We start from the raw sequence: 21,642 nt of genomic DNA on the forward strand, positions 1-21,642 counted from the left end.
AGACGTGATAATAATAAAAACAAAGGACCTTACATCATGTAAGGTCCTTGGATAATTTTCTTTCGGAAATCCTAGCTGGTTTGTGGTTATTTATCAAACCCCACGATGGCTCCGCCGCATAAAGCATGCCAGCCCTCCATGCAGCCTCATGGCTCAAGTAAGTCTCAAGTACTTACTTATCTACCTTGATTATCTCAATTATTTTCCTCTTTGTCTACCACTACGTGTTTTGCAGGATAGTATTCAGGTTTCTTTCTTCTGTGTTTGTAGACCATCTTCTTCCAAAGTTTATAGAACAGGATGGCTTCACCAAAGAGAATAAACAGGCCAAGCGCAATGATGAGGAATACCTGGATTGCCTCACCTGCTGCCATCCAGAAGTCATTCCATACCTGCCTTACTCCAAATCTGAACTTCATGATTGAAAGGCGTGGAATGTTGTAATCAATATTGACATAAAGGGAAGCATACTTAAGCCTTCTATCAAGTTCTTCCTTGGTGATCACATCGCCGTTAAGGTAGTCGTCATCATCGTAAGAATCAACTATCTTGTAGTTTTTGTAGTTTGTGATCTTCTGATTATAAGTAGTAACCACGAAGTTATTGTCCTGACAGAAGCTTTCGAGGTTGTCTGTTATAAGGCTGATCTTATCTTTAGGGATCTGAACTGTAAATGAAAGGGAACCGGATGCTGAATAGTTCTTTTCTGTATCAGATATGTACTTATCGTCATATGCAACAACATAGGCATTATACCTGTTATCTACATCCTCGATGTATCCGCCGTTTTCATCAACAAGTTTCTGAACATCTTCATAGTAAGAGAGCATCTCTTTCTTTGTCTTTTTGGTCTCTCCATTTGCACGGAATGTATATGAGTAGTCTGCGAAATCTCCTGTGATGATGGTCTCTGAATAGTCGCCGCCAGTTCCTGAAGACGAACTCTTACTTACCATGAGTGAATCCATGTTAACTGATTCTGTTGCCATATAGGCCCCGGGCCCACCATTTTCAGGACTTACGTAGGATGATCCACATCCCGATACAATAGCTGCGATAACAATAGGGATGAATAAAAACTTCTTTTTCATTATTGCCTCCTTAATACTATGTATATTATGGATGTTTGGAAAATAGATAAAACAAAATCTGCCACGAGGAAATCCCCGGGCAGATCATATCAAATCAGTTGCATGGTTAAATATAACAGTAGTATCAATAAAAAAGCAGAAGCTGCGTAAAAATACTTCTTGTTTTCTTGGAAGAACTTATTTTTCTGCTCTTTTGCAGTAAGCTCTCTTACCTGGAATGAATTTCCGCATGTGCACTCAAGCTGTTTTCCAGCACACACATAGGGGAGTTTGTATTTCTCTTTGCATAAAGGGCACTCTACTTCAAACCCCTCTTTAACTACAGGAAGAGCATCTCTCAAAGCCTGCTTTTCTTCTGGTGTAGTAAGGACGATATTCCCATTTTCATCTTTTCTCATATTTCGTACCCCCAGTTTATGCTTATAATTATAAAAATACCCCTGTCTTTTGACAAGGGTATTTGAACTATTTCTCAAACCAAAGCTTTTTAAATCTTTTTTCGAGTTCATATTGAATTGTTTTAGTAAGGACGCTTATATCTGCATCTCCCGGATTACCCGCTTTCACATATGCGGCTATATATGTTTTTACCAAGGCTTTTATCTGGTTTTCAGTACGCTTTTTATAATTCGTGCATCTGTTATTCCATGTAAAAACATTTTCGCATCCAAGATGTAGTGTCCAGTGGTCCTTTCCGCTAGTAAGATAATAATGAGTTGAAACGCGGTATCCATTATAATCCTTATATTCATTTTGATAGTACCAGGGGGCACCATACTGAACCTGCTTTAGATTATCTACGTGATAGAACCGATAATTTCCGTTTGAGAGGTATACCTGATATTCTCCAGGATCCCATGAAGTAGTCTTCTCGATCTTGGTGTATTTAACGCCCCTTTCCTTAAGAAAATTGATAAGAATTTTTTCTCTGTTTCTTTCCATATTCAGCACTCCTCGCTCATCATAACTTTGGGCGTCATCATGGGACATCCATCAGGTTCCGGAATATCATACTCAAGATAATCCTTTATGGCATCTATTCTCTGGCAGAATCCACAGCAGTTACATGCGCAGTTTGTTTCGGTACAAGGCATCTTATTTCCTCCTTATACATCATAACAGATACGGTGGAATACCACTGTTCTGTCTTCGCATTTAAAGAACCTGAGCCATGTTGTAAAAGGGGCCCCTGTGCAGTCACGTCCGTCACAGTATGGATCTCTGAAATGAATACGAAGTTCTTCATCATACTCATTCTGTTCATCTTCTGTGATCCTGTGGTCAATAACTGCTTTCCAGGTACATCCGTCATAGCTGTTTGTGTAATCATCATTTGGGCGGAAAAGCTCAAACTTAAGACCAGCGTTATCATATGGATAAGGCGATGGAGCTTCATATGCTGGCTCTACCATCTTCTTTGCTTTTGCAAGACGCTCAGCGATTATTTCGTCAGTTATCTTGCTATTGCCTTCCTTTTTTGCTTCAAGGCCTACAAAGTAGGGCATAAATGCTATAGCATTTTCAAGGCTCCTTCTGCCCTGCCAGCGGTTTAGACAAAGAGCTGCCATTTTAGATTCAAGAGAGTTCTTGTTTCTCTTTTCTTTAGCATAATATCTATAGCTTTCACCTGTAAAATCATATACGCTTCTCATAACTTTATTTTTCTCCTTCCTTGAATTGACATGAAATGTTATGAGTTTGTTATGGATTTTTGAAATCAAAATAAATACAGGTATTTTATGCATAAAAAAAGGAGCTGCGTTAACAGCTCCCCTGTCAGATGTTCGCAGCATCTGATGTATGAAGTATTTTGAACCCTAAGCGATTACTTCATCTTGATTATATAGGGTGTCAACACCCTTGTCATTCGCCTTGTAGTTGAATAGATTGGGTTCAATCCTTTACTGTGATTTCCAGAACACCTTCTTCTGTAGGGTATATGTGATCAACCTCGTCCTTCAAATATCCCTCTAAGAATTGTTCTTGTGACTCATAGAAAGGGAGTTTGTTTGTACTTCTAACTCTGAATCCGTCAACAGTACCAACAACAAGTCCTTTAGTATCATGTATAAGTGGAATAAGGTCTCTTACCTTAACAGGGGCCACATAAGAACCGTCTTTAAGTACGCAGGATAAAATCTTATATTGAGCATGTCTATAACACTCTTTAAAGGCGTGTATTGCCCCGGTAACATCTTCCTCGCTAAATACATCGCATCCCACTTTATTAGTATCTTCGTTTAAAAAAGTTACAACCCAGTCTTTTACCATAAATTCTCCTTATAAATTACAGATTACAGGCTTGCCATGAAAACTAAGCCCTAAGTCATTTCCATATTTATTGATTTCAGCGATTTCCGCATCTGTGAGCTTTAATAGTTCCTTTGACTCTGAAATGGCATTGCATTCATCGCCAGTATAATCGGCTAGTTCCTCTATACTTCTCATATAGGCCCATATAGCACGGCAGAGCAGTTCTTTTTGTCTTATAGCCTTCATGGCAGCTCCTTTATCTAACAACAATCTCAATAGTATCGCCTTCATCAAGAGGGCCAAGCTGCTTGCTCTGGAGCAGCCTTATAAGTGCATTATCAATACTTTCGCCAGGGCGGACCTCATCCTCACTGAGTTCTCCGCCGATATTGTTCTTTAATATGATGTATGTAGTCATATTATAAAATATCCTTTCTCTACACTAAACTTTTTGGTTCTTCGACCTCTGTAATGCCATAATCAGCAATTTCTATTGTTTCCGATGGAGTGACAACTCCATGCTCGTTTATAGCCCATCCACCATAAACAGTGCTGTCGCAGGCATTGGTCCATACAAGAGAAGCTATACCTCTTCTCTTGATATGGTGTCCGTCATAGTCGCTATTCACACAGTCAGTTGAGCCATCCTTGTAGAGAATATCAAAGGAATCATCTGACGGATCAAAGCCTTTAACAGTACACACATTTTCGAGGTATTCGTCCATGTAGTCGAAGATTTCCTTGGCTGTGCTGCTGATACTGACCTGAGATATGCAATCAGCATCATGTATTTTGAAATATCTAAACTTATATTTGCTCATGCCTGCTCTTTGCTCAGTTTATCCAATAAAGAATTGTATTCGTCATAGTCCCCAACAAAAGCATCAGGCCCATACAGAAGAAGGATATTATATGCCTGTTTGCTGCCTCTTTCCTTGGCAAGTGTCCTAACTTCATCGGCTGTGATAGAAGGAGCCTTCTGAATTTCTTTGCCGTCCCACGTATAAGACTTAAGCTCATCGTAAATCTCAGCATCCTGGTCAAACATTAGCCACTCACAACCTGCATTCTGAGCAAATATCATGCAGTTTTTTAAATCCTTTGGAATATCCGTACATTCCCCGATATTGTTTGGAATATGTATAAAACACCCGAAGTCATTATCCTTCAAATGAAGGATTACGCTTGATGATGTATGAGCAGCCATGCGTGGGATTACTGCCTTTGTATCAAGTGAAAGATGGCATGTGTTCATGCCCATCATCTTATAAAGTTCTAATTCTTTTGCCATTTGTTTGTACTCCTATCGCTTTACTTCAAAATACAGGCATCATCAATTACATCATCCATATCAATAGAAACATCAATAGGATTTCCTTTGTGATCCTCACCGGAGAACTCTACTGTATTTTCTCTCATGCCAGATACGGCAACAATCTTTGCATTATAAATCTCGTTATCCGTATTCTCATCCATTTTCCATTTGATATAAGGAACTGTTTCCCCAAATCCATAGGTTTTGTTATTAACTAGCACCGTTTGGCATCTTGCGACATATGATGATTTAACGATGGTATCATTTGCCAATATTTTCATTTCTCTATCCTTTCTCCCCGGTAGAAGCCTACCGGGGATTTCTGTCAAAATATCTGGGTTTATTGACATTAGAGCCAGTAAAGCTCTCTTTTATCCTTTTCGCTTTTCCATCCGACCTCATGTGAATAATGGTTGGGTGCAGCCATGTGCATCTTAAGCCCATTTACATCACGCATTATTCTTTCTGTGACTTTTTCACCTGTTGGCTCACCATGTATAAATCCGCAAGTACTGAGTTTAGTGCCTTTATGTCTTACGGTAATAGAAAATTCATATCCCTTGTCGGCGTGTGGCGAGTCCTTATACCAAAGATAGCTGACATCGTAATCAGCAATATCATCACAAATTGAATTAAGAAAACTGTCCTCAAACTTGCAGCCATACTGATACTTCTTAACATCTACCAAATCCTTAACGGAAACCCTTTTAAACTCCATTACTCAACCTCCCATTTTTCCACTTCGTATTCTGTAGGATCACACATGTATTTTTTCTGATCCTTTTTATCCTTAAGCTCCATCTTGTCCCTGAACTCATCTGCATTTTCCTCGTCAGAAAAGATTTTGACAATTCCTTTTGATGCACCGTCACAGTCACAGGGCAGTGATGTCACGACGTATACATAGTTTTTGACTTTAGCCATTTTTATCCTCACATATTCCTACAATTCTCGGCTGCTGTGTAGTTCTTCTTCATCAATTATTTCCTTTCTCCCCGATAGAAGCCTACCGGGGACTGAAACTGTGTTTTAATTATCTTAAATCTTATTATGATGCCAATTCGCGCACCTGTTCGGCACGTCCCCAGTATACGAGATTACTTGTGAGCATTTCTCTTGGAGTCATTTTACAGCCCTGTCTATAAGGGGAATCGTGGAGTTCGTTGTAATGATAAATGCTGCGAAGTTCATATTCAGCGCAATAATAGGGTTTACCCGGGTTTATATTTTCTACAACGTAATAAGGCGCGTTTTTATCAAAATCATCTGCCATTTTAGCCTTGATCTCTCTGCCGTCAATGTCTCGTATTATCGCTGTATCAACACCGCACATATTGAATACCCTGTGCCAGTGTACATTTGTAATGGAATTGTGCAACATAACGCAGATTGAATCGGATAACCCTTCAACTATGGGGAAAATCTCTTCCTGGATTCTTTCCTTTTCAAAAACGCAGCTAACAGCATCTTCAAGCTTAGTGGGAATTGGCTTCTCTGGCGTAAGATTTTTTGACGAGTTACGATCCATTTCTCTTGATTTACCATAAGAAAATCCGCTTTCAGAATCCTTGGAGTAATGAATATCAATACTTCCGATTATAAGGCCGTCTGTGTTTGTTACAGAAACCGAACTCTCATTAGACAATCCAAACGGGCCGTAGGTATCAACCTTGCACCCAGCATATTCAGGCATCTTGCGGATTGTTCTTGCCAACAGGTCAGCAACCTCATGTGTATAGTTGCAGTTTTTTATAAGTCTCTTAGCTCCCATATATTAAAACCTCCGTTCAAATCATTTTCTCTTGTTCAACTGTCATTATTGTACTATATGTACATATAGTTGTCAAGCATATATGTACATATATTTTAAAAGTAATTACAACACACTATCAAACCGCATAAATAGTAGGTTTCACGTTCGAGCTATCATATATACATATGACATTTCTCTGTCTTTGCACATTATAATATGTGTACATAAGTCTTGTCATTAACCTCTGGTTGAGTATTAGAATTCCAATATAAACCCAGATTGACACATAGATCTATCCCTGATATACTATATGTACATAATTATACTTATATAAGAATTATCTATATGTACATTTATAATACAAGAACAGGAGGCGCATATATGCATGAGCTATGATAAAGATAAGGAATATATCGCTAAATATCTGAAAGACAAGCAGATACGAGTGCCCTTGAACTGGCTGAAAGAGGATTTTGAGAACAGAGTAAGACCAGCCATTCAGAAAACGGGAAAGCCCATATCTACTTTTATTAAAGATGCGGTAAATGAGAAGCTGATCCGGGAAGGACTATGCCTGCCAGAAGACATACCATCAAAGGCATCCGGCACAGTGAGAGCAGCTATACAGAAATATATTAAGAATGATAAAAAGAAAGTTCTGTACATCATCGACAATGAGATTATGCATGGGTATGTTAAATCAAGTGAAGGAATGCAGTCATGTGAGGAAACATGGGAAGATGCTATAAATAAGTATGGTGATAGGATGTGCGAGAGTGTTTCTGATGAAGACCATGTCGTCGAAATCAGGTGCAAAAAAATACAGGCGTATAAATGAGCTATAAGCTACAAATTGTGTCACCAGCGGTGGCACATTTACCGAAGGATGGAACACAATGAATGAAATTGATAACAGTTTTGAGCAAGTGCGACAGATCATAGAAAACTCACGCAATAATGCTCTCAAGAAAGTAAATGAGGAGCTGATACTTATGTATCAGGGCATTGGGAAATTCCTCTCAGAACAGGCAGAAAAAGCATCATACGGGGATAATTATATTGACTCCCTGTCTGCATATATCCAAGAGCGATTCCCTGGAATAAAAGGCTTTACCCGAAGGGGCTTATACAGAATGAAGCAGTTTTACGAAACATATGCGGGTAATGAAAAAGTGTCACCACTGGTGACACAATTAAGCTGGACTAATCATCTGCTTATCATGTCGGGCTGCAAAACCGATGAAGAGCGTGAATTCTATATGCTGTTAGCCATAAAAGAAGGCTATAGCAAACGTGAATTAGAACGTCAAATAGATAGCGCATACTACGAGCGATATATGCTATCAAAGGAAAAACTCTTGCCGGAGCCGATAAAGGGCTTAAAGGAAAATCCGTTCCTTGACACATATGTAATAGACTTCCTTGACCTGCCATCGGGATATAAGGAATCTGACTTGAAGAATGGCCTGATCCAAAACATGAAAGACTTTATTCTTGAGGTAGGAAAAGACTTCACTTACATCGACAGCGAGTATATCGTTCAGGTCGGCGGGGAAGATTACAAAATAGACCTGTTGTTCTTCCATAGAGGATTGCAGTGCCTTGTGGCCTTTGAATTAAAGATTGGTAAATTTAAGCCTGAGTATATATCTAAGATGGACTTTTACCTTGAAGCGCTTGACCGTCAGAAGAAGAAAGAACATGAAAATCCGAGTGTAGGTATCATCCTCTGTGCAGCCAAGAATGATGAGGTTGTAGAATATGCCATGAGCAGAACACTGTCTCCTATGATGGTCTCAGAGTATCAGTTACAGCTGCCTGATAAGGATGTATTGCAAAAGAAACTACAGGAGTTGGTCAATACTCCATTGATAGAGGACGAGGAATAATCCCTGGCAATAATGCACGAAAAAGGAGCTGTCATAAGTTGCAGCTCCTTTCCGTATGGTATTAAAGTCATAAATAATCATGCCACCATGCGCAGCGGCCATATGAAAAGCCCCGCTAAAGGCTTGTTCATAACAATGTTGCAGGCTTTAAGCCTCTCATTTTGAGTGCTTCATTAGCTGTTGGATGCGTCCATTTAAACCCATCAGAGTTTTTATCAAATACTTCAATGACCGCCTGTATGCTATCAGAAGTGGTTTCGTTCATTGGATAGCCTATAAAGTAGGCGAGCTCCTTGCAATCAGGCATCCTGATGTAATCACCAAACATCATCTGATGATCGTCGGCACCCCACTTAATCTCTAAATCTTCTAATCTGTTATCCTTTATGAACTGGATAATGTCTTGTCCTGTCATGTATTGCAGCCCCTTTCATTACTTGATAAGGCTATGGTATCACATGTCAACAACCATTTCATTCGCCGCTTGGTTTAATCAGCACTTATCCCATTCAAACAATTCGTCGATGGACTTCTGATAGTCACTGTTAACCTTTCCATAAGACTCAGAATTTGCATATTCTGGGTATCGCAGCTACGGCCTTTTTAAATTCTTCCGCCCAGTATCCCTCCATCACATTTGTTTCGTCAAATACCAGATATCTTGGAAGGATGGCATATTCTTCGGCTCTTATATTTTCGCCCTTTTGAAGCCTTGTGATGACGGACTGAGCGGCATTACAGTCGGGGCATAGATTTTTATTTGGAGTATATCCTGTAAGGCAGCAGGACTTTGACAAACTGTGCTTCAAGATCAGCTGCCCACATTTTTTGCATTGCGGAACTGTTTTTGTAACATACTTAATCATGTCATTCTCCTATTCCTAACGGTTCGCCCATGGAATCAAATGGGATACCGCATTCTAAAAGAATTAGATATGCATCATCTCTATCATTTTCTTCAGGAGTCATTCTTTCTATCGCCTGCTGCCTATTTCGCTTCGCTAATTCAGCATTCTTCCAGATCCCCCACTCTTCTTTCCAGGCTTCCTGAATAGGCCCTGGCATCTTTTCGTAATCCGCTTTATCTTTCCCGTATTTCGACAGATATGATGCAAATGACCAATCACCCTTACTCATTTTGCCTCCTGTATGCCTTTGATTAAGAGATTATTCCAAGTTTTTTCTTCAATTCTTCTATTTCATCTAGTACCTTTTGTTCTACAATCCCAACAGATAATTTAGCAAGTCTATCTACCAGTTCATTTCCTGCGATCCCGCTATGTCCCTTAGTGTGCACAAATGTTATCTCAAGGCCAGCATCTATATATTTTCTGACATACTCTTTATATTTTCTTGTCCATTCATTATTGCATTTCCAGACTCCCGTAACCCAGTTTTCTATTCCAGCATAATCATAGTAGAGCTTTAGGCCATCTATTTTTAAGCTGGCAGCAGTTGCAATAGCCTTGCACGCTCCGAGTATTTCACCCGCCACATTTCTCATAGATGCTTCAGGACCACTCCCGCTGCCCTGTATAAGGTAATACTTCCCTTTAAAAAACAGATATCCTCCACACCCATAGACTTTTGTCTCTGGATTGTAAGAGCCATCAACAAACGCATACGGAACATCTGTTTTTGAATCTTGCTTGGAACTGGCATTTGTGTTTGAAACGAGCCCTATAAATCTTTCTGCTTCTTCCTTCGTTTTAAACGACTTATATTTAGCTCCGGGATATCCTTCCACCTGCTCTTTGCATGTTTCCCAATCTTCATATATGCCCGGAGTCTTTCCTGTTTTTACTGCATAGTATTTCATTTCCAGATCCACTCTTCTATGAAATCAAATCCATTCATATGAAGCTTTATATTGATGCGGCTTATTATATTAGATATTGCCGTAAGCTGTTCTAATGTCACATCCCCAATATCCAGCCTGAATTCCTTTATGGGTTCGCTCGGTCTTAAATTAAGCCTTGTATCTAAAATAAGTGTAAGCTCCTCTTCAAGTTCCTTCAAGAACGGTCCTAGTTCATTTGCGGTGACATATCTATTTCCCTTAAAGATTACCTCTGCGCTGTGAAGTCCGTTCATCAGAATTCTCCCGATCTAGCCTCTTTAGTGTAATAATAAAACCTGCAGTTATTCCATCCTTTAATAGTTGCAGTTACATTTCCGTCAGTTAATCTTTCCGTATATCCCCTTTTTTCAAAGAACTGCTTCCAGAACATCCTTGCAGGATAATTTCCTTCCAGGATATACATAGTGAAATCTTTCTCATCCCCGATATCTGACTCAAGACATATCTCCATGGCTTTAGTTGCTATTTTGTTTTTCCTAAGCTCTGGTTTGATATATAACTCCCCAACATAGGCATCATGTCTTGAAAAACTTGATGGCCATATACTTAAGAATATAAAACCGGCAAATTTAAGTCCTTTTCCTGTTCTCTTCCAGATCATAAGATATCTTTGCGAAAGATTTTCTTCGGGAAGTGTAAGAGGTCCTCCTATCTCAACCTGATTATCAATGCGATTAAGCTCGTCTACATAGTCAGCCCAGCACTCCGCAAGCATCCGGTATAGTGTTCCGCCGCCCTTTTCGCTATTGTCCATCCATTCAAGTTCAATGTCATCCTTAACATATCGTTCCTGCATTGGGTACCTCTTTTCACAAAGACATAATTTTCATACGTATAACGCTTTCAGGCATAGAACTTCTTTTCTATAAGTTCATTTCTCTTCTTTTCTGCAAGCTCTTTTGTTTCGTAAAGATCATCTATGCCAATAGTTTCATATATAAGTTCAGGCGTTTCTATTACCGCCTGTCTTGTAATAACGTTATAATCAATGACGCGTATCTTAATTACCTGATCTTCCTTGTCAATTAAGTATGCGTCACTTCCTGTATATATATACCCGCTCATAAACCATTCGCCCCCTTTGCTTTTATTTTACACGTCAAAGAGCTTATTTTCAAACGAATAGGCATGTTTTAAGCACAACAAAAGCGGGCTTAAATGCCCGCTTATTGCCAAAATACTCTGTATGTTTATATAAAATATGAATCAAGCTGCCGGCGCTGTCTCTGACTTCTTTTCGATAGTCTCTACAGCTGCATCATTCTGAGTCATTGTCTTAAGTGCTGACATTACTACAAATGTAACTACTCCGGCAATGGCTGGAACAGCGCTTGCATCAACGAAGCTGACTGCAATGCTAAAAAGTCCAATGCCGCCACCAGCAAGGCTCATTTTTATATTCTTTGTGTAGTTCTTAAACTGCTGCATAATGGGATTCCTCCTGAATCTAAACAAAAACATCATTGTCACTGTTTATATTATGGAGCAATCTAAATTAAATATTTATCAAACTTTTATAATTTTATATTCGATTCTTTATATTTCTGCACGGCATAAGATTGTAAACCTAATACATAGGTAATTTATCATTTATTGCTTCTTTGCAGCGGACTTTTTCTTCACCGTCTTTTTGCGGGCAGCAGGCTTTCTTGCTGTTGTTTTCTTTACGGCAGTTTTCCTCACTGTCTTCTTTGATGCAGTCTTTTTAGCTACAGCCTTTTTCTTTGTAGTGGCTTTCTTCTTGGCAGCAGGTTTTTTCTTAGTCTTTTGTTTTTTCTCTATCTCTTTTTGCTTTTTAAGCTGTGCTTCCGGTATATCCCAAGTATAGTTCTGATCATAGAACTTCTGGACAGTTGGGTCTATCTTTACATGCTCTTTTCTGATCTCTTCCAGAAGGAAAAGGCCTTCAGGTGTACTTATTCTCGACAAAGCCACATAGAGCTGACCAGCTGCAAATACATTAGGTGCCACAATCATCTTGCTAAATGTCTTTCCCTGGCTTTTATGGATGGTTATAGCCTGAGCTACTTTAAGTGGGATCTGCGTTATGGAGCCTATCTCATCTTTTTTCATAATGGCAGTTATCCTGTCTACTGTGTACTTATATACAGACCACTTATTTGGTTTAACCGTTACCCTTCTACCGTCCTCAGTCTTTACAACTACGCTGTCAGACCTGCACTCAAGGACTGTAGCAAACATACCATTCGTGTATCTTCCTGTTGCAAACTTATCGAATTCCTGATTAAACTCCCCTTCAGCATCACGCAGGGAATCATTTGCAGTAAACATTACCTTGGCCCCGGGCTTTAAAAGGACTATATCGTCACATGGAAGTTCTTTTCCCGTAATGCCCTGCTTCTTTGCCTGATATGCAGCCATCGGAGCATCTATGCTGTCAAGATATTCCTGGTTATTTTCATCAGCCTCCTTATTTGCGCTGCAAAGATACACTGCGCTTGGATCATCCTTATGGAGCAAATTTTTCCCATTAAAGAACTTATCATTGAAATAGCTAATGACGGAGTCATCCCCTTTTCTTAGCCTCTGAAGATTATCTATAAATTCCTTGTCAGTCTGGCGCTTCACCTCGGTGAGCTCAACTACCTTTAGTTTAAGCTCCATCCATTCTTTAGTAGTAAAAGCAAAGCCTGACTTATCAAAGCCATACTTTGTAAAATACCTCTCCTCATCCTTCTTTACGATTGGAGGAAGCTGTGAGAAATCTCCAGATAATATCACTCTGATCTTTCTGTTATATAGTTTTTCTGCCTTATGAAGCGCTCTCATGGCAAATGAGAATGCGTCATTCCTGAGCATTGATATCTCGTCTATGATGACGGTATCTGCCTGTGAAAATACCTGAAGTTTTGATGGAGTGAGTTTCTCCGGATCCTGTCCGTATGCTGGGACGGGTATTGAGAATAGTCTATGTGCGGTAGAACCCCCGATATTTACAGCTGCAGTACCAGTAGATGCACACAGAAGCGTTGTATCAGAGTGCTTTTTCATATAATCATTGATTGCGTAGGTCTTACCAGTCCCACCAGAGCCGGTGATAAAGATATTGCCTTTACATTCTAGTGGATTTTTATACATTACCGCTCCTTACTTAATTATCTGCGCATTAAGATCCTGTTTTCTGCCCTCTTTCTGTAAAAATTCAATAACTTTCGGGTCCTGGATCATCTTGATGGACTCGATCGCACATCGATAGATCATGGCCATGTTTCTCTGGTTAGGATCATTGATATCACACTTTTTCTCTAAAAGCTCAAAGTGCTGAACGGCTCTTTCTGCTGTGGATTTGGAGATTGCCATACCGCGGCAGTAGAGTGTTCCAGTTTCTGCGTCAAATCTTGACTCCTCATATTTAGTTTTCGCAAAAGCCCCAGCACCCATTGATGCTGCGAGCTGATTGATAAGGTCTTCTCTTCCTGCCATTTTGTTACATCTCCTTTTGCTTTTAAAGTCATCAAAATGATACCGTCAGAGATATCTGGCGGCCATTTATATTGCTAAATAGATCATGCTGTTTAGCAGTCTCTCTTTTCTGCTTTAAAGAATTCTGCCAAGTTTGTTCCTGGATTGCGAGTTCTGGCAACAGCCTTAGCAAAGAAATCCATTGATGCCTCTTCGCCAATCTCGTCGCGTATATAGGCATCAGCCAATTTTCCAATACGCATGATCTGGTGAATCTTATCGTAAGAGCCGTCAATCACATCCATGATGACTTTGGCATCTTCTTCGCTCACACTATACTTTTCCAGGATCTTTCTGCACTTATCGGCATCAAGTGCATGCATTTCCTTTGCTGATAAAGCTTCTGGACAGATACTCATTTGTTATTCCTCCTTGCGCATAAATAGCTACTATAATAATGGATAAGTTCTAATCCAATATCCAGTTCTACTTTTATTTTATTAAGTTCTCTTTTTGGTTATTTTTCTGCACAGACGAGTTTGTGATAACGAAGCCTGTTTAGACGATATATCTAAAATAGTTTTATTTAGAGGGAAAGATTGAACCTTTTAGCAATACCTTAGAAGTAATTGCAATAGGAAAATATAGAACAATAGTCTTAGTGTAAAGATTTAGTATGATTTAAGGGAGCGTCTCATGGGGGAATACTGACAATTCAAGTGGCACATAGAACTTATGAAAGCCCAAACGTAGAAATAACTGTTTTTGACACCCCTCTCGATAATGACACGCCTGCAAAAGTATCTGGTGGCGGAGCGGCAGTTTTCTCTGCGGGTGCTGCAGATGGCAAATGGGCGATGAATATAAATTACACAACAACACAAGTGATTAACGGAACAGAAATGACAATCAATGTCAGAACAGGCAATACATATTACGTTTACTACACATTAACCATAGGTGACAAAAGCGCAAATGGCACTCTACATTGCGGCAATTCTAATTTGTCTTACGTGTATACTTCATCTTTAACTTTCATGTATCTAGGCACTTAAATCAAGAACAGCTATGAATGTAATATAGCCATTATAATAAGCCACCTAGACATTATGTTATCTAAGTGGCTTATCTTATTTGTTATGAAATGTAATAAACTGATACGTAAGCCCACAGGTTGTTACTGTATTGGTTTACTACTCCATAGCTTAAAAAGGCTTGGTTAACCGTAAGCTGCCCAGTAGATGCATTATATGACCACGACATAGATGCTTTGGAATCAAATCGATACGCAAATCCAAGGTCTATGGAACTTACTTCGATACCTTCAATTACAACAAGAAAATTGTCTTTAGTTAGAGAAGTGTAGTTTGGAAGAGATTTACAGTCAACTGTAAAAGCACTTTTCGTGGATTTTCCAGAAACGAGTTTTGTTGTTCCACTAGAACTGACACCATTTTTTACTACTGTATCAGTGTCGTAAAAGCCCGCAGGAAGCGTAATCTGGCTTCCTGCTCCCAGGACAATATCGGACAAAGTTGTTGTACCTGATGTTACTGCATCTACTTTAGACGTAGATTTATAAGCGCCATATACTTTTGCTGGGTTTTTCTTCATGGTTCCCGTGATCTTACTGCCATTAACATAAGCGGTGTAACCAGTAAGAATCTGGGCAGCAGAAGCGGTGGCATCACTTGTAAACGTACCCTTTGTGTTAAAGATTGTTGTGCCTGCCTTTATGTTACCTGCAACGAGATTAGCATCGCCTTTAATTACTTGATTCCCTGAAAGATACTTTCCTGCTACGATTGTCTGATCCGTAGTCTTTGGGGTGATAGTCTGTGCCCCAAGAGATTCAATACTTCCGGTTACTCTCTGTCCTTTAACATATGCGGTATATCCCTTTAGCATCTGACTGGCAGCAGCAGTGGCATCAGATGTATATGTTCCATTCACATTAAAGATGCTCTTTCCTGAGGCGATATTTGCCCCAGTGAGGTTTTGATCGCCTTTAATAGTTTGAGCGCCAGATAAATATGAACCAGCGGCAATTGTCTGGTCTGCGGTACCGGGTGTATATGTAGCAGCTCCTGTTGATTTCATAGTACCGGTGATGCCGCTACCGCTTGCGTTAGTAAATGTCTTGCCGGCAAGTACGTCTTCTGCTGTGGCTGTGCCGATCTTCGCAGCTGAGACGGCACTGTCTATGTCAGCCTGCGATTTAAAATCCACAAATGTGTTGGTGCTGTCGTAGTATCCATACTTGCCATTAACCATTCCGAAACTGAATGGTACATTTACGTTGGCACCTACATTTGCTCCGCTTCCGATTGTAACGTTGTCTCCAACGTTCTTAACCTTGTTCTCAAGAACACCTACTCTGGAGCTTAAATCTGTAACAGTTTCCTTAAGGGCAGAAAGTGCAGCTGTCATTGATGCGATATTGTCTTCTGTTGTAGTAGCTGTAGTTCCGCCAAGAGCTGTGATCATGTTTTCGAGCATGCTGTCTAATGTCTCGAGATCTGCTTTTTTACTATCGATATCACCGACTGTTGTCTGAAGATCTGATACGCTCTGCTGGATAACTGTGACAACAGAGGTATCTGCCTTTGTTGTGATATCTGTCTGAAGTTCTCCAATTACTGTATTTGCAGCGACAAGTTCAGCTTCTGCTTGTGTAAGTTTTTCTTTTGTCTGTGTAAGCTCATCTTCAAGAGCATCTACATCTTCCTGAGATGCTTTTGTAGCATCAGAAGTCTTAAGCTCGTTAATTTCCTCCTGGAGCTGAGCTTCTGATGCGGTATTTGCCTGTTTTGCAAGAGTAATCTGCTGCTGAAGGGAAGATACTTTTGACTGAAGCTGTGAAATCTCGCCTTCCTTCTCAATGACAGCCGCTTTAAGCTGATTAAGTTCTGTGCTGTTATCAGCAGATTCTCCGGAAGCATCCTCAAGCTGTGCTTCCAGTGCAGCTATCTGTCCCTGGATACTTCCTTTGAGCGTATCAAGAGAAGCGGTCATTGAAGCAATCTCAGAGCGAAGTGCAGCAATGACTTCTGCGTCGGCTGATGCGGCTTCACCATTCTCTTTGATAAGGTTATTTATGGTCTCGCTCTGCTTGTTATATCTCTCAAGAAGGTCATTATACTTGGTCTGAAGGTCGGATACTGTTGATGAAGAAGCGTAATCTGTAGTAGCAGATGTTGTATCTTTCTGAAGAGATGCGCCTTCGCTCTTAATAGTTGCAACAGTATTCTTAAGTTCAGCAACATCCTTTTCAACTGCAGTAATTCTGTCTTCAAGAGCTTTTATGTTGTTCTGAGCCGCCTGTGAAAGCGCTGTAGTCCCATCCGCCTTAGTATTCTTTGAATCAAGATCTGCCTCAATAATGGCCGCAACGGACTTAGACAAAGTTTTTGTCTGTTCATCTGTAAGATTGTAAGACTTGACCATCTTGGTAAGCTTTGTCTCAAGTTCCTTAATCTCGGCATCTGATACAATTCCTTCATAAGAACCATTTATAAGATTTGCGGTAACAATCTCAGCTGCTCGCTCAGCGATTTCCTTAGGAGCTGAATCAGCTACGATTATCCCGCTCTGGGACACTGTATCCTGAGCAAGATAGTCCTCAATATACTGTCTTGTGATTGTCTGGATCTCTTCCTGGGTATCCTGTACACGGTCCTTTGCCATAGCAGTTTCAGCTGATTTTTCACTCAGGTTATGATAGGCCATGGAACCTGCGGCCCCACCAACACTGCCAAGTGCAAGTGCTGCTGCGAGCATTATGGCAAACATGCTCTTTGATATATCTTTCTTTTTCACAAGAAAACCTCCCTTTAATAAATTTTTCTTAATTATTTATGCCTGCCCTTTAAAGGACACGAAAAATATTATGGTTCAATTAAAAGTTTCTAAACAATGCATTAAATATATTTTCAAATTTGCAGCTGGCAGAAAAACATGATTGCAGGTTTTTGCAGATTTGTGCCTTGCGTATTTTTCTGCACATTTTTGCAACAAAAAAGAGGAAGCTACGCTTCCTCTTTGCAGTTTTTAGTTTAAGATAATCATGCTTTATTCTTTAATATAATAAAACTAACCATTTTATTCTCCTTTATATCTACTTGTATGTCTTATTATGTCCATTGCATGGCATACTGCAGAAAAATCGCCTCTTAACATATCATGTATATCGTGATATTCCTTATCGCTTCCACACATGGCGATCTGGATGAGCCTTTCTTCAATATCTTCAGCTATCCTTCTGCAGGAGCTGTCAAAGCTCTCAAGCTCCGGACAGGAAAGGCCAAATCTGCAATGTGAATGGATGCCCCAGGTAAATGAATTTATGTGAGACTTTCTTATGTCGCATTTTTCTGCATCGCTGTCTTCGCACATCTCTTTAAGCCTCTGGAGTTTCATAAGCTTCATCTGGTCACCTTTATTGTGGCAGATAAAGCATGGCGAACCATACATCTTATTCATATCTTCTTATTTATACTCCCTGATCTTTCTTACATTTGATTTTGCAAAGTGCCAGATTTCCTGGTCCTTCGGTTCATTAGCAATCGTTTTTATGCCATAGCAAGAAGGCGAGAGGAATCCCTGACAAAAGAACAGTTCTCCTATTATATGGACCTCTTCCTTCATTTTCGGGATATAAACTGTAGCTTCAACAGTCTTCCCCAGGAGCTTATCCAGCTTAAGATCTCTTTTTCTTAAGGTACTTCTATCTTCCATTTTATTATCCTTTTATTCTCCTTCTTTTGCGCTTATCCGCAATATGAATAATTCTCAACTTCGATGTACTCTTTGGACATTTCTTCAAGCTTTAAGAATAAAAGAAACAGCTGATGATAAGAGTTGTCATCCACATCCACATCTCCTGGAGCCAGACCGTCTTCGTCAAATTCAGCAATCCGTCTATAGTCTGAAAGCTCAGAATCCATGATTTCATTATATCCTGCATTAATAAATGTCATACATGATACGCTTTCGTCAAGCCATGATTTCTCAATGAGCTCTGCCAGCTTTTTTACCTTGTCGGTAAAGACCTGTGGCGCCAATATAAAGCTTCTATTGCATCCTGGATCTCCTTCATCATCACTCAAGTTGATAATTATAATATTTTTCTTTTCCATATTTATCCTTTCTTTAACTGACATTTATATTGTAACGAGTATATTATGTTCTTTGGCAAATAAAATAAGTGCCGTTGCCAGATATTCGGGATCTACATTATATTGACACCATTGTGGTAAATGATAGGAAAGATATGTATCTTGATAGGAATAATTCCACGCCTTATAATAAACTATGGTCGTTGAACTACCACCACCGACTTCGTCGAGAGGAGTTTTCTCGCCAGATAATTTATAAATATACTATACAGAGGCATTTTTATGAGTAAAAAAATAAATTATTCTTATATAATACCACCTATATCGCTTATGGGGGTTATATTATCCATTTCTTTAATGGGCATCGCGCTTATATTTGGTGAACCTTCAGGCAATACGTATTTTTATTTAAGTGTGGCCCTGCTCTTTTTCGTTTTTTTGCTTAATTTCATTAACCTGCTTGCCCAGTCAATAAGGCAAAAGGCATTCCCTGACAAGGCATTTAACTGTTTGAAAAAGGCTTATCAAAACAATTTTGAAGAAGAGTTTATGAATATGATCCGTAGCGGCAGTTATAATGAGGAAAAACTCTCGGCAATCGGCATTACCAGGAATGATTATGATGCATTTTGTCAAAATATCAACGAGATGGAATCCTGTTATCGAAGCTTTCTAAAGGCTATCGATTCATTTAAAAAAGAACATCCGGACAATTTTGACAAACTTAGAGAGATATTGGATGACTGATATTCTTGTTGGCAATTATTAACCTGTCCTGGCGAGGCATTTGAACTACCACCACCGACTTACGAGACACATGTCATTTAACACTGATCCTGAAACAGCGCAGATGGAAATGCTCAAATCCAAAATGCCGATATGACATTGTAGAGGCTTTCCGCTTTTTAGCATTAAAAAAGCAGCCCTTACGTTAAGGACTGCTTTTATTTTTACATTATTTAATTATTCTGCTTCAAGCTCAGTGATCTTTTCTTCGAGTTCTTCTTTTTCACATTCAAGGTTTGAAGCCCAGGCTGTTTCGCCGTCTTCATATTCCTTTTCAAGCTCTTTATCGATCTCTTCTATTCGCTTATAAATATCGTGCGAGAAAACCCCTTCCGATGAAGTCGGTTGTGGGATGAATCGCCTTTACGCAAACACATGTTTGTGCTAAAATATATAGCATATCGGAACCTTGAAAACTGTATATATGGAGTTGTGCCATGAATCTAATAAGCTAAGAACCTATGGCACGTAAAATATACAAGGTGTTAGTTCCCACGCGCCAAAAGCGCATATATAACACTTAAAGTATGCCGAAGGGATTTCCCGACGGAGTAGTGGCGCCGTGGACGTGCCTTACTATATCACTTTGGTATTGTAGAAACCATTTTCGATAATATCGGTGGTGGTAGTTCATACATCTCATCTACTGTCATCTGCCTTATTTTTCTCCTTTACTCAAGCCTATCGAGAACTCTTCCGCTTGCAAACTCAAAAACGAATTCGCCAGCATCACCGCGTGCGCCAAGTAGGAACTTACCAAAATCGTACTCGCTATCTCCGTCTTCGCGAAGAGCGCTTTCGTTAATTACTTATATATTAGAGCAATTCAAGGCATGTACGTCCAGTTTTACTATTATCTTCAACCGGGGTAACGAAATTGAAGCTGACATAAAATTCCAAATCATCATAGTAATAGGGAATACCATCTGCATTATCAACATGGGGAACACGGGGACTATTGGGGTATGATTCATTAACAGGACGAATTGTTACTATTTCCATATCTAAAATATTATCTATTCCATTTTCTTTGGCTGTGTGTAATATTTCGCGTAGTGTTAACCCTTTTGTTCTCATACATTCTCCTTTTTGGTTGTTATATTCCTAATATCTTTCCAACATGCAAATCGGACACGGATGTGCCCCATGTGTTAAAAGCAGCAGAAACACCAGCATCTGTTGCAGACTGCAGATATCGGCATATTCAGTTGTATTAGTTCGTGATCTTGAGTTTTATATCCGTATCAGGAAACATTGGCAACGCTATCAATACGAATAATGAAAGAAACACATCTACAACCTGTGCGAATTTCATAGTTTCCCTGCATGCTTGTATAGTATACTTTGATATTCGCTATGTCAATTAAATGTATATAAAATTGCAAACAAAAAGAGCCCTCTTATAATACATATTGTCTTTAATGCTCTTTAATATATGCAGAGCCTATCCGCACTAAACCGCCGGTTGAACACATCTGGGCAAAAAAAATAAGATGCAGTAATCTGCATCTTATTTACGTATTTTTTAAGCCGGAATCTTCTTTTTATTTTTCTCAACTACTATAGAAGTAGCGCTTTCAACGCTGATCCCCGTAATACTGTTAAGCTTTTCTTCGCTTCCATTGCAAAAGCACTCCCAGGCCCTTTTTACAACAGCCATGGTCTGTTCTTTTTCTTTATAGTATCTTGGCGCCTGCAAGGTAGTAAAACCTTTTCCGCCGTACTCTTTGCTGTCAAATGTGATAACAATATTTACAGGTTCCTTGCAAGGCTCTTCCTGTTTCATCTTCATAAGCGCTTGATCAAAATTCATAATGTCATCCTCCCCTTACTGGTTGTTATATAATATCTGATTTGAACCGTAAATTCAACAAGACCAGTAAACTTTATTCTATTTTTTATAAATAACGTGCGAGAAAACCCCTTCCGATGGAATCGGTTGTGGGATGGATCGCCTTTACACGAACTGTTGTTCGTGATAGAATAAGTCAATCGGAACCTTGAAAACTGTATATATGAGGTTGTGCCACGAATCTAACAAACCAAGAACCTGTGGTGCGTAAAATATACAAGGTGTTAGTTCCCACGCGCCATAAGCGCATCAAATAACATTTTCAAGTATGCCGAAGGGCTTGTCCCGACGGAGTAGCGGCA

The 21,642-nt window shown here is 39.5% G+C and carries 35 protein-coding genes; 4 read left to right on the forward strand and 31 right to left on the reverse strand.

The features are described 5' to 3' along the window. Positions 1-194: 194 nt before the first annotated feature. From BPR_RS16455 to BPR_RS16510, 14 genes are all read right to left on the reverse strand, one after another. Entirely contained in the window at positions 195-1,091 is an 897-nt protein-coding gene (locus BPR_RS16455) for a hypothetical protein (RefSeq protein ID WP_013282615.1), read from the reverse strand. Between the two features lie 89 nt (positions 1,092-1,180). Beyond that, positions 1,181-1,489 carry a hypothetical protein gene (locus BPR_RS16460; protein WP_013282616.1) on the reverse strand — a complete coding sequence of 103 codons (309 nt, stop codon included), beginning with the start codon at positions 1,487-1,489 and terminating at the stop codon, positions 1,181-1,183. Between the two features lie 67 nt (positions 1,490-1,556). Further along, a complete protein-coding gene (locus BPR_RS16465; protein ID WP_013282617.1) occupies positions 1,557-2,033 on the reverse strand; it encodes a hypothetical protein in 477 nt (158 codons plus the stop codon). A gap of 2 nt (positions 2,034-2,035) precedes the next feature. After that, positions 2,036-2,185, reverse strand: coding sequence for a hypothetical protein (locus tag BPR_RS20820; protein WP_013282618.1), 150 nt, complete (start codon positions 2,183-2,185; stop codon positions 2,036-2,038). A 12-nt stretch (positions 2,186-2,197) separates the two neighbouring features. Beyond that, the gene (locus BPR_RS16470) at positions 2,198-2,743 is read right to left on the reverse strand and encodes a hypothetical protein (protein ID WP_013282619.1); all 546 of its coding nucleotides are present in this window, start codon (positions 2,741-2,743) and stop codon (positions 2,198-2,200) included. Positions 2,744-2,984: 241 nt separating this feature from the next. Then, positions 2,985-3,362 (reverse strand): hypothetical protein, encoded by a 378-nt coding sequence (locus tag BPR_RS16475; protein ID WP_013282620.1) that lies wholly within the window; start codon positions 3,360-3,362, stop codon positions 2,985-2,987. Between the two features lie 9 nt (positions 3,363-3,371). Continuing rightward, positions 3,372-3,590 carry a hypothetical protein gene (locus BPR_RS16480; RefSeq protein ID WP_013282621.1) on the reverse strand — a complete coding sequence of 73 codons (219 nt, stop codon included), beginning with the start codon at positions 3,588-3,590 and terminating at the stop codon, positions 3,372-3,374. Between the two features lie 10 nt (positions 3,591-3,600). Then, entirely contained in the window at positions 3,601-3,762 is a 162-nt protein-coding gene (locus BPR_RS20825; RefSeq protein ID WP_013282622.1) for a hypothetical protein, read from the reverse strand. Positions 3,763-3,781: 19 nt separating this feature from the next. Beyond that, the gene (locus tag BPR_RS16485) at positions 3,782-4,165 is read right to left on the reverse strand and encodes a hypothetical protein (RefSeq protein ID WP_013282623.1); all 384 of its coding nucleotides are present in this window, start codon (positions 4,163-4,165) and stop codon (positions 3,782-3,784) included. Beyond that, positions 4,162-4,635, reverse strand: coding sequence for a DUF5983 family protein (locus BPR_RS16490; RefSeq protein ID WP_013282624.1), 474 nt, complete (start codon positions 4,633-4,635; stop codon positions 4,162-4,164). The genes BPR_RS16485 and BPR_RS16490 overlap by 4 nt, the downstream gene beginning before the upstream one ends. A 20-nt stretch (positions 4,636-4,655) precedes the next feature. Continuing rightward, the gene (locus BPR_RS16495) at positions 4,656-4,940 is read right to left on the reverse strand and encodes a hypothetical protein (RefSeq protein WP_013282625.1); all 285 of its coding nucleotides are present in this window, start codon (positions 4,938-4,940) and stop codon (positions 4,656-4,658) included. A 68-nt stretch (positions 4,941-5,008) separates the two neighbouring features. After that, complete coding sequence (locus BPR_RS16500) at positions 5,009-5,377, reverse strand: hypothetical protein (protein WP_013282626.1); 369 nt, start codon at positions 5,375-5,377, stop codon at positions 5,009-5,011. After that, complete coding sequence (locus BPR_RS16505; RefSeq protein ID WP_013282627.1) at positions 5,377-5,583, reverse strand: hypothetical protein; 207 nt, start codon at positions 5,581-5,583, stop codon at positions 5,377-5,379. Before BPR_RS16505 ends, BPR_RS16500 begins: the two co-directional genes overlap by 1 nt. A gap of 124 nt (positions 5,584-5,707) precedes the next feature. Continuing rightward, the gene (locus BPR_RS16510; protein ID WP_013282628.1) at positions 5,708-6,430 is read right to left on the reverse strand and encodes a hypothetical protein; all 723 of its coding nucleotides are present in this window, start codon (positions 6,428-6,430) and stop codon (positions 5,708-5,710) included. 367 nt (positions 6,431-6,797) lie between these two features. Here BPR_RS16510 and BPR_RS16515 point away from each other — a divergent pair, with 367 nt between their 5' ends. Both BPR_RS16515 and BPR_RS16520 read left to right on the forward strand, forming a co-directional pair. Next, a complete protein-coding gene (locus tag BPR_RS16515; RefSeq protein WP_013282629.1) occupies positions 6,798-7,250 on the forward strand; it encodes a hypothetical protein in 453 nt (150 codons plus the stop codon). Positions 7,251-7,308: 58 nt separating this feature from the next. Beyond that, a complete protein-coding gene (locus BPR_RS16520) occupies positions 7,309-8,301 on the forward strand; it encodes a PDDEXK nuclease domain-containing protein (protein ID WP_013282630.1) in 993 nt (330 codons plus the stop codon). Positions 8,302-8,428: 127 nt separating this feature from the next. Here the strand turns inward: BPR_RS16520 and BPR_RS16525 are convergent, their stop codons facing one another. The 11 genes from BPR_RS16525 to BPR_RS16575 all read right to left on the reverse strand — a co-directional run bounded on the left by BPR_RS16525 (position 8,429) and on the right by BPR_RS16575 (position 14,004). Next, on the reverse strand, positions 8,429-8,716 hold the full coding sequence (locus tag BPR_RS16525; RefSeq protein WP_013282631.1) for a hypothetical protein: 288 nt from the start codon (positions 8,714-8,716) through the stop codon (positions 8,429-8,431). A gap of 148 nt (positions 8,717-8,864) precedes the next feature. Beyond that, entirely contained in the window at positions 8,865-9,167 is a 303-nt protein-coding gene (locus tag BPR_RS16530; RefSeq protein ID WP_013282632.1) for a hypothetical protein, read from the reverse strand. Between the two features lies 1 nt (position 9,168). Then, positions 9,169-9,438 carry a hypothetical protein gene (locus BPR_RS16535; protein WP_013282633.1) on the reverse strand — a complete coding sequence of 90 codons (270 nt, stop codon included), beginning with the start codon at positions 9,436-9,438 and terminating at the stop codon, positions 9,169-9,171. Positions 9,439-9,460: 22 nt separating this feature from the next. Then, the gene (locus tag BPR_RS16540; RefSeq protein WP_013282634.1) at positions 9,461-10,120 is read right to left on the reverse strand and encodes a ribonuclease H1 domain-containing protein; all 660 of its coding nucleotides are present in this window, start codon (positions 10,118-10,120) and stop codon (positions 9,461-9,463) included. Next, the gene (locus BPR_RS16545; protein WP_013282635.1) at positions 10,117-10,395 is read right to left on the reverse strand and encodes a hypothetical protein; all 279 of its coding nucleotides are present in this window, start codon (positions 10,393-10,395) and stop codon (positions 10,117-10,119) included. The genes BPR_RS16540 and BPR_RS16545 overlap by 4 nt, the downstream gene beginning before the upstream one ends. Next, the gene (locus BPR_RS16550; protein ID WP_013282636.1) at positions 10,395-10,958 is read right to left on the reverse strand and encodes a GNAT family N-acetyltransferase; all 564 of its coding nucleotides are present in this window, start codon (positions 10,956-10,958) and stop codon (positions 10,395-10,397) included. Before BPR_RS16550 ends, BPR_RS16545 begins: the two co-directional genes overlap by 1 nt. A gap of 47 nt (positions 10,959-11,005) precedes the next feature. Then, complete coding sequence (locus tag BPR_RS16555) at positions 11,006-11,227, reverse strand: hypothetical protein (protein ID WP_013282637.1); 222 nt, start codon at positions 11,225-11,227, stop codon at positions 11,006-11,008. Positions 11,228-11,368: 141 nt separating this feature from the next. Beyond that, entirely contained in the window at positions 11,369-11,590 is a 222-nt protein-coding gene (locus BPR_RS16560) for a hypothetical protein (protein WP_013282638.1), read from the reverse strand. 162 nt (positions 11,591-11,752) lie between these two features. Then, positions 11,753-13,261: an ATP-dependent DNA helicase gene (locus tag BPR_RS16565; protein WP_013282639.1), complete on the reverse strand. Its 1,509-nt coding sequence runs from the start codon at positions 13,259-13,261 to the stop codon at positions 11,753-11,755. A gap of 9 nt (positions 13,262-13,270) precedes the next feature. Further along, on the reverse strand, positions 13,271-13,606 hold the full coding sequence (locus BPR_RS16570) for a hypothetical protein (protein WP_013282640.1): 336 nt from the start codon (positions 13,604-13,606) through the stop codon (positions 13,271-13,273). Positions 13,607-13,698: 92 nt separating this feature from the next. Next, positions 13,699-14,004, reverse strand: a complete 306-nt coding sequence (locus BPR_RS16575) for a hypothetical protein (protein WP_013282641.1) — start codon at positions 14,002-14,004, stop codon at positions 13,699-13,701. 300 nt (positions 14,005-14,304) lie between these two features. Here BPR_RS16575 and BPR_RS16580 point away from each other — a divergent pair, with 300 nt between their 5' ends. Beyond that, entirely contained in the window at positions 14,305-14,640 is a 336-nt protein-coding gene (locus tag BPR_RS16580) for a hypothetical protein (RefSeq protein WP_013282642.1), read from the forward strand. A gap of 82 nt (positions 14,641-14,722) precedes the next feature. Here the strand turns inward: BPR_RS16580 and BPR_RS20135 are convergent, their stop codons facing one another. The 4 genes from BPR_RS20135 to BPR_RS16600 form a co-directional block, all read right to left on the reverse strand. Beyond that, on the reverse strand, positions 14,723-17,404 hold the full coding sequence (locus BPR_RS20135) for a coiled-coil domain-containing protein (RefSeq protein ID WP_013282643.1): 2,682 nt from the start codon (positions 17,402-17,404) through the stop codon (positions 14,723-14,725). A gap of 282 nt (positions 17,405-17,686) precedes the next feature. After that, the gene (locus tag BPR_RS16590) at positions 17,687-18,067 is read right to left on the reverse strand and encodes a hypothetical protein (protein ID WP_042258481.1); all 381 of its coding nucleotides are present in this window, start codon (positions 18,065-18,067) and stop codon (positions 17,687-17,689) included. Positions 18,068-18,073: 6 nt separating this feature from the next. After that, entirely contained in the window at positions 18,074-18,322 is a 249-nt protein-coding gene (locus BPR_RS16595; protein WP_013282645.1) for a hypothetical protein, read from the reverse strand. A gap of 32 nt (positions 18,323-18,354) precedes the next feature. Further along, positions 18,355-18,723, reverse strand: a complete 369-nt coding sequence (locus BPR_RS16600; protein ID WP_013282646.1) for a hypothetical protein — start codon at positions 18,721-18,723, stop codon at positions 18,355-18,357. 261 nt (positions 18,724-18,984) lie between these two features. Here BPR_RS16600 and BPR_RS16605 point away from each other — a divergent pair, with 261 nt between their 5' ends. Continuing rightward, the gene (locus BPR_RS16605; RefSeq protein WP_013282647.1) at positions 18,985-19,449 is read left to right on the forward strand and encodes a hypothetical protein; all 465 of its coding nucleotides are present in this window, start codon (positions 18,985-18,987) and stop codon (positions 19,447-19,449) included. A gap of 855 nt (positions 19,450-20,304) precedes the next feature. On the opposite strand, the gene BPR_RS16610 is transcribed toward BPR_RS16605, so the two are convergent. Then, a complete protein-coding gene (locus BPR_RS16610) occupies positions 20,305-20,565 on the reverse strand; it encodes a hypothetical protein (RefSeq protein ID WP_013282648.1) in 261 nt (86 codons plus the stop codon). Positions 20,566-21,013: 448 nt separating this feature from the next. Then, positions 21,014-21,301 (reverse strand): hypothetical protein, encoded by a 288-nt coding sequence (locus tag BPR_RS16615; protein ID WP_013282649.1) that lies wholly within the window; start codon positions 21,299-21,301, stop codon positions 21,014-21,016. Between the last annotated feature and the right edge of the window lie 341 nt (positions 21,302-21,642).

It is taken from the genome of Butyrivibrio proteoclasticus B316 (genome assembly GCF_000145035.1).
Taxonomy (GTDB): Bacteria; Bacillota; Clostridia; order Lachnospirales; family Lachnospiraceae; genus Butyrivibrio; species Butyrivibrio proteoclasticus.

Coding starts and splice junctions, on each gene's coding strand:
- BPR_RS16455 (WP_013282615.1), bottom strand. CDS start 1,091: ATGAAAAAGAAGTTTTTATTCATCCCTATTGTTATCGCAGCTATTGTA.
- BPR_RS16460 (WP_013282616.1), bottom strand. CDS start 1,489: ATGAGAAAAGATGAAAATGGGAATATCGTCCTTACTACACCAGAAGAA.
- BPR_RS16465 (WP_013282617.1), bottom strand. CDS start 2,033: ATGGAAAGAAACAGAGAAAAAATTCTTATCAATTTTCTTAAGGAAAGG.
- BPR_RS20820 (WP_013282618.1), bottom strand. CDS start 2,185: ATGCCTTGTACCGAAACAAACTGCGCATGTAACTGCTGTGGATTCTGC.
- BPR_RS16470 (WP_013282619.1), bottom strand. CDS start 2,743: ATGAGAAGCGTATATGATTTTACAGGTGAAAGCTATAGATATTATGCT.
- BPR_RS16475 (WP_013282620.1), bottom strand. CDS start 3,362: ATGGTAAAAGACTGGGTTGTAACTTTTTTAAACGAAGATACTAATAAA.
- BPR_RS16480 (WP_013282621.1), bottom strand. CDS start 3,590: ATGAAGGCTATAAGACAAAAAGAACTGCTCTGCCGTGCTATATGGGCC.
- BPR_RS20825 (WP_013282622.1), bottom strand. CDS start 3,762: ATGACTACATACATCATATTAAAGAACAATATCGGCGGAGAACTCAGT.
- BPR_RS16485 (WP_013282623.1), bottom strand. CDS start 4,165: ATGAGCAAATATAAGTTTAGATATTTCAAAATACATGATGCTGATTGC.
- BPR_RS16490 (WP_013282624.1), bottom strand. CDS start 4,635: ATGGCAAAAGAATTAGAACTTTATAAGATGATGGGCATGAACACATGC.
- BPR_RS16495 (WP_013282625.1), bottom strand. CDS start 4,940: ATGAAAATATTGGCAAATGATACCATCGTTAAATCATCATATGTCGCA.
- BPR_RS16500 (WP_013282626.1), bottom strand. CDS start 5,377: ATGGAGTTTAAAAGGGTTTCCGTTAAGGATTTGGTAGATGTTAAGAAG.
- BPR_RS16505 (WP_013282627.1), bottom strand. CDS start 5,583: ATGGCTAAAGTCAAAAACTATGTATACGTCGTGACATCACTGCCCTGT.
- BPR_RS16510 (WP_013282628.1), bottom strand. CDS start 6,430: ATGGGAGCTAAGAGACTTATAAAAAACTGCAACTATACACATGAGGTT.
- BPR_RS16515 (WP_013282629.1), top strand. CDS start 6,798: ATGAGCTATGATAAAGATAAGGAATATATCGCTAAATATCTGAAAGAC.
- BPR_RS16520 (WP_013282630.1), top strand. CDS start 7,309: ATGAATGAAATTGATAACAGTTTTGAGCAAGTGCGACAGATCATAGAA.
- BPR_RS16525 (WP_013282631.1), bottom strand. CDS start 8,716: ATGACAGGACAAGACATTATCCAGTTCATAAAGGATAACAGATTAGAA.
- BPR_RS16530 (WP_013282632.1), bottom strand. CDS start 9,167: ATGATTAAGTATGTTACAAAAACAGTTCCGCAATGCAAAAAATGTGGG.
- BPR_RS16535 (WP_013282633.1), bottom strand. CDS start 9,438: ATGAGTAAGGGTGATTGGTCATTTGCATCATATCTGTCGAAATACGGG.
- BPR_RS16540 (WP_013282634.1), bottom strand. CDS start 10,120: ATGAAATACTATGCAGTAAAAACAGGAAAGACTCCGGGCATATATGAA.
- BPR_RS16545 (WP_013282635.1), bottom strand. CDS start 10,395: ATGAACGGACTTCACAGCGCAGAGGTAATCTTTAAGGGAAATAGATAT.
- BPR_RS16550 (WP_013282636.1), bottom strand. CDS start 10,958: ATGCAGGAACGATATGTTAAGGATGACATTGAACTTGAATGGATGGAC.
- BPR_RS16555 (WP_013282637.1), bottom strand. CDS start 11,227: ATGAGCGGGTATATATATACAGGAAGTGACGCATACTTAATTGACAAG.
- BPR_RS16560 (WP_013282638.1), bottom strand. CDS start 11,590: ATGCAGCAGTTTAAGAACTACACAAAGAATATAAAAATGAGCCTTGCT.
- BPR_RS16565 (WP_013282639.1), bottom strand. CDS start 13,261: ATGTATAAAAATCCACTAGAATGTAAAGGCAATATCTTTATCACCGGC.
- BPR_RS16570 (WP_013282640.1), bottom strand. CDS start 13,606: ATGGCAGGAAGAGAAGACCTTATCAATCAGCTCGCAGCATCAATGGGT.
- BPR_RS16575 (WP_013282641.1), bottom strand. CDS start 14,004: ATGAGTATCTGTCCAGAAGCTTTATCAGCAAAGGAAATGCATGCACTT.
- BPR_RS16590 (WP_042258481.1), bottom strand. CDS start 18,067: ATGAATAAGATGTATGGTTCGCCATGCTTTATCTGCCACAATAAAGGT.
- BPR_RS16595 (WP_013282645.1), bottom strand. CDS start 18,322: ATGGAAGATAGAAGTACCTTAAGAAAAAGAGATCTTAAGCTGGATAAG.
- BPR_RS16600 (WP_013282646.1), bottom strand. CDS start 18,723: ATGGAAAAGAAAAATATTATAATTATCAACTTGAGTGATGATGAAGGA.
- BPR_RS16605 (WP_013282647.1), top strand. CDS start 18,985: ATGAGTAAAAAAATAAATTATTCTTATATAATACCACCTATATCGCTT.
- BPR_RS16610 (WP_013282648.1), bottom strand. CDS start 20,565: ATGAGAACAAAAGGGTTAACACTACGCGAAATATTACACACAGCCAAA.
- BPR_RS16615 (WP_013282649.1), bottom strand. CDS start 21,301: ATGAATTTTGATCAAGCGCTTATGAAGATGAAACAGGAAGAGCCTTGC.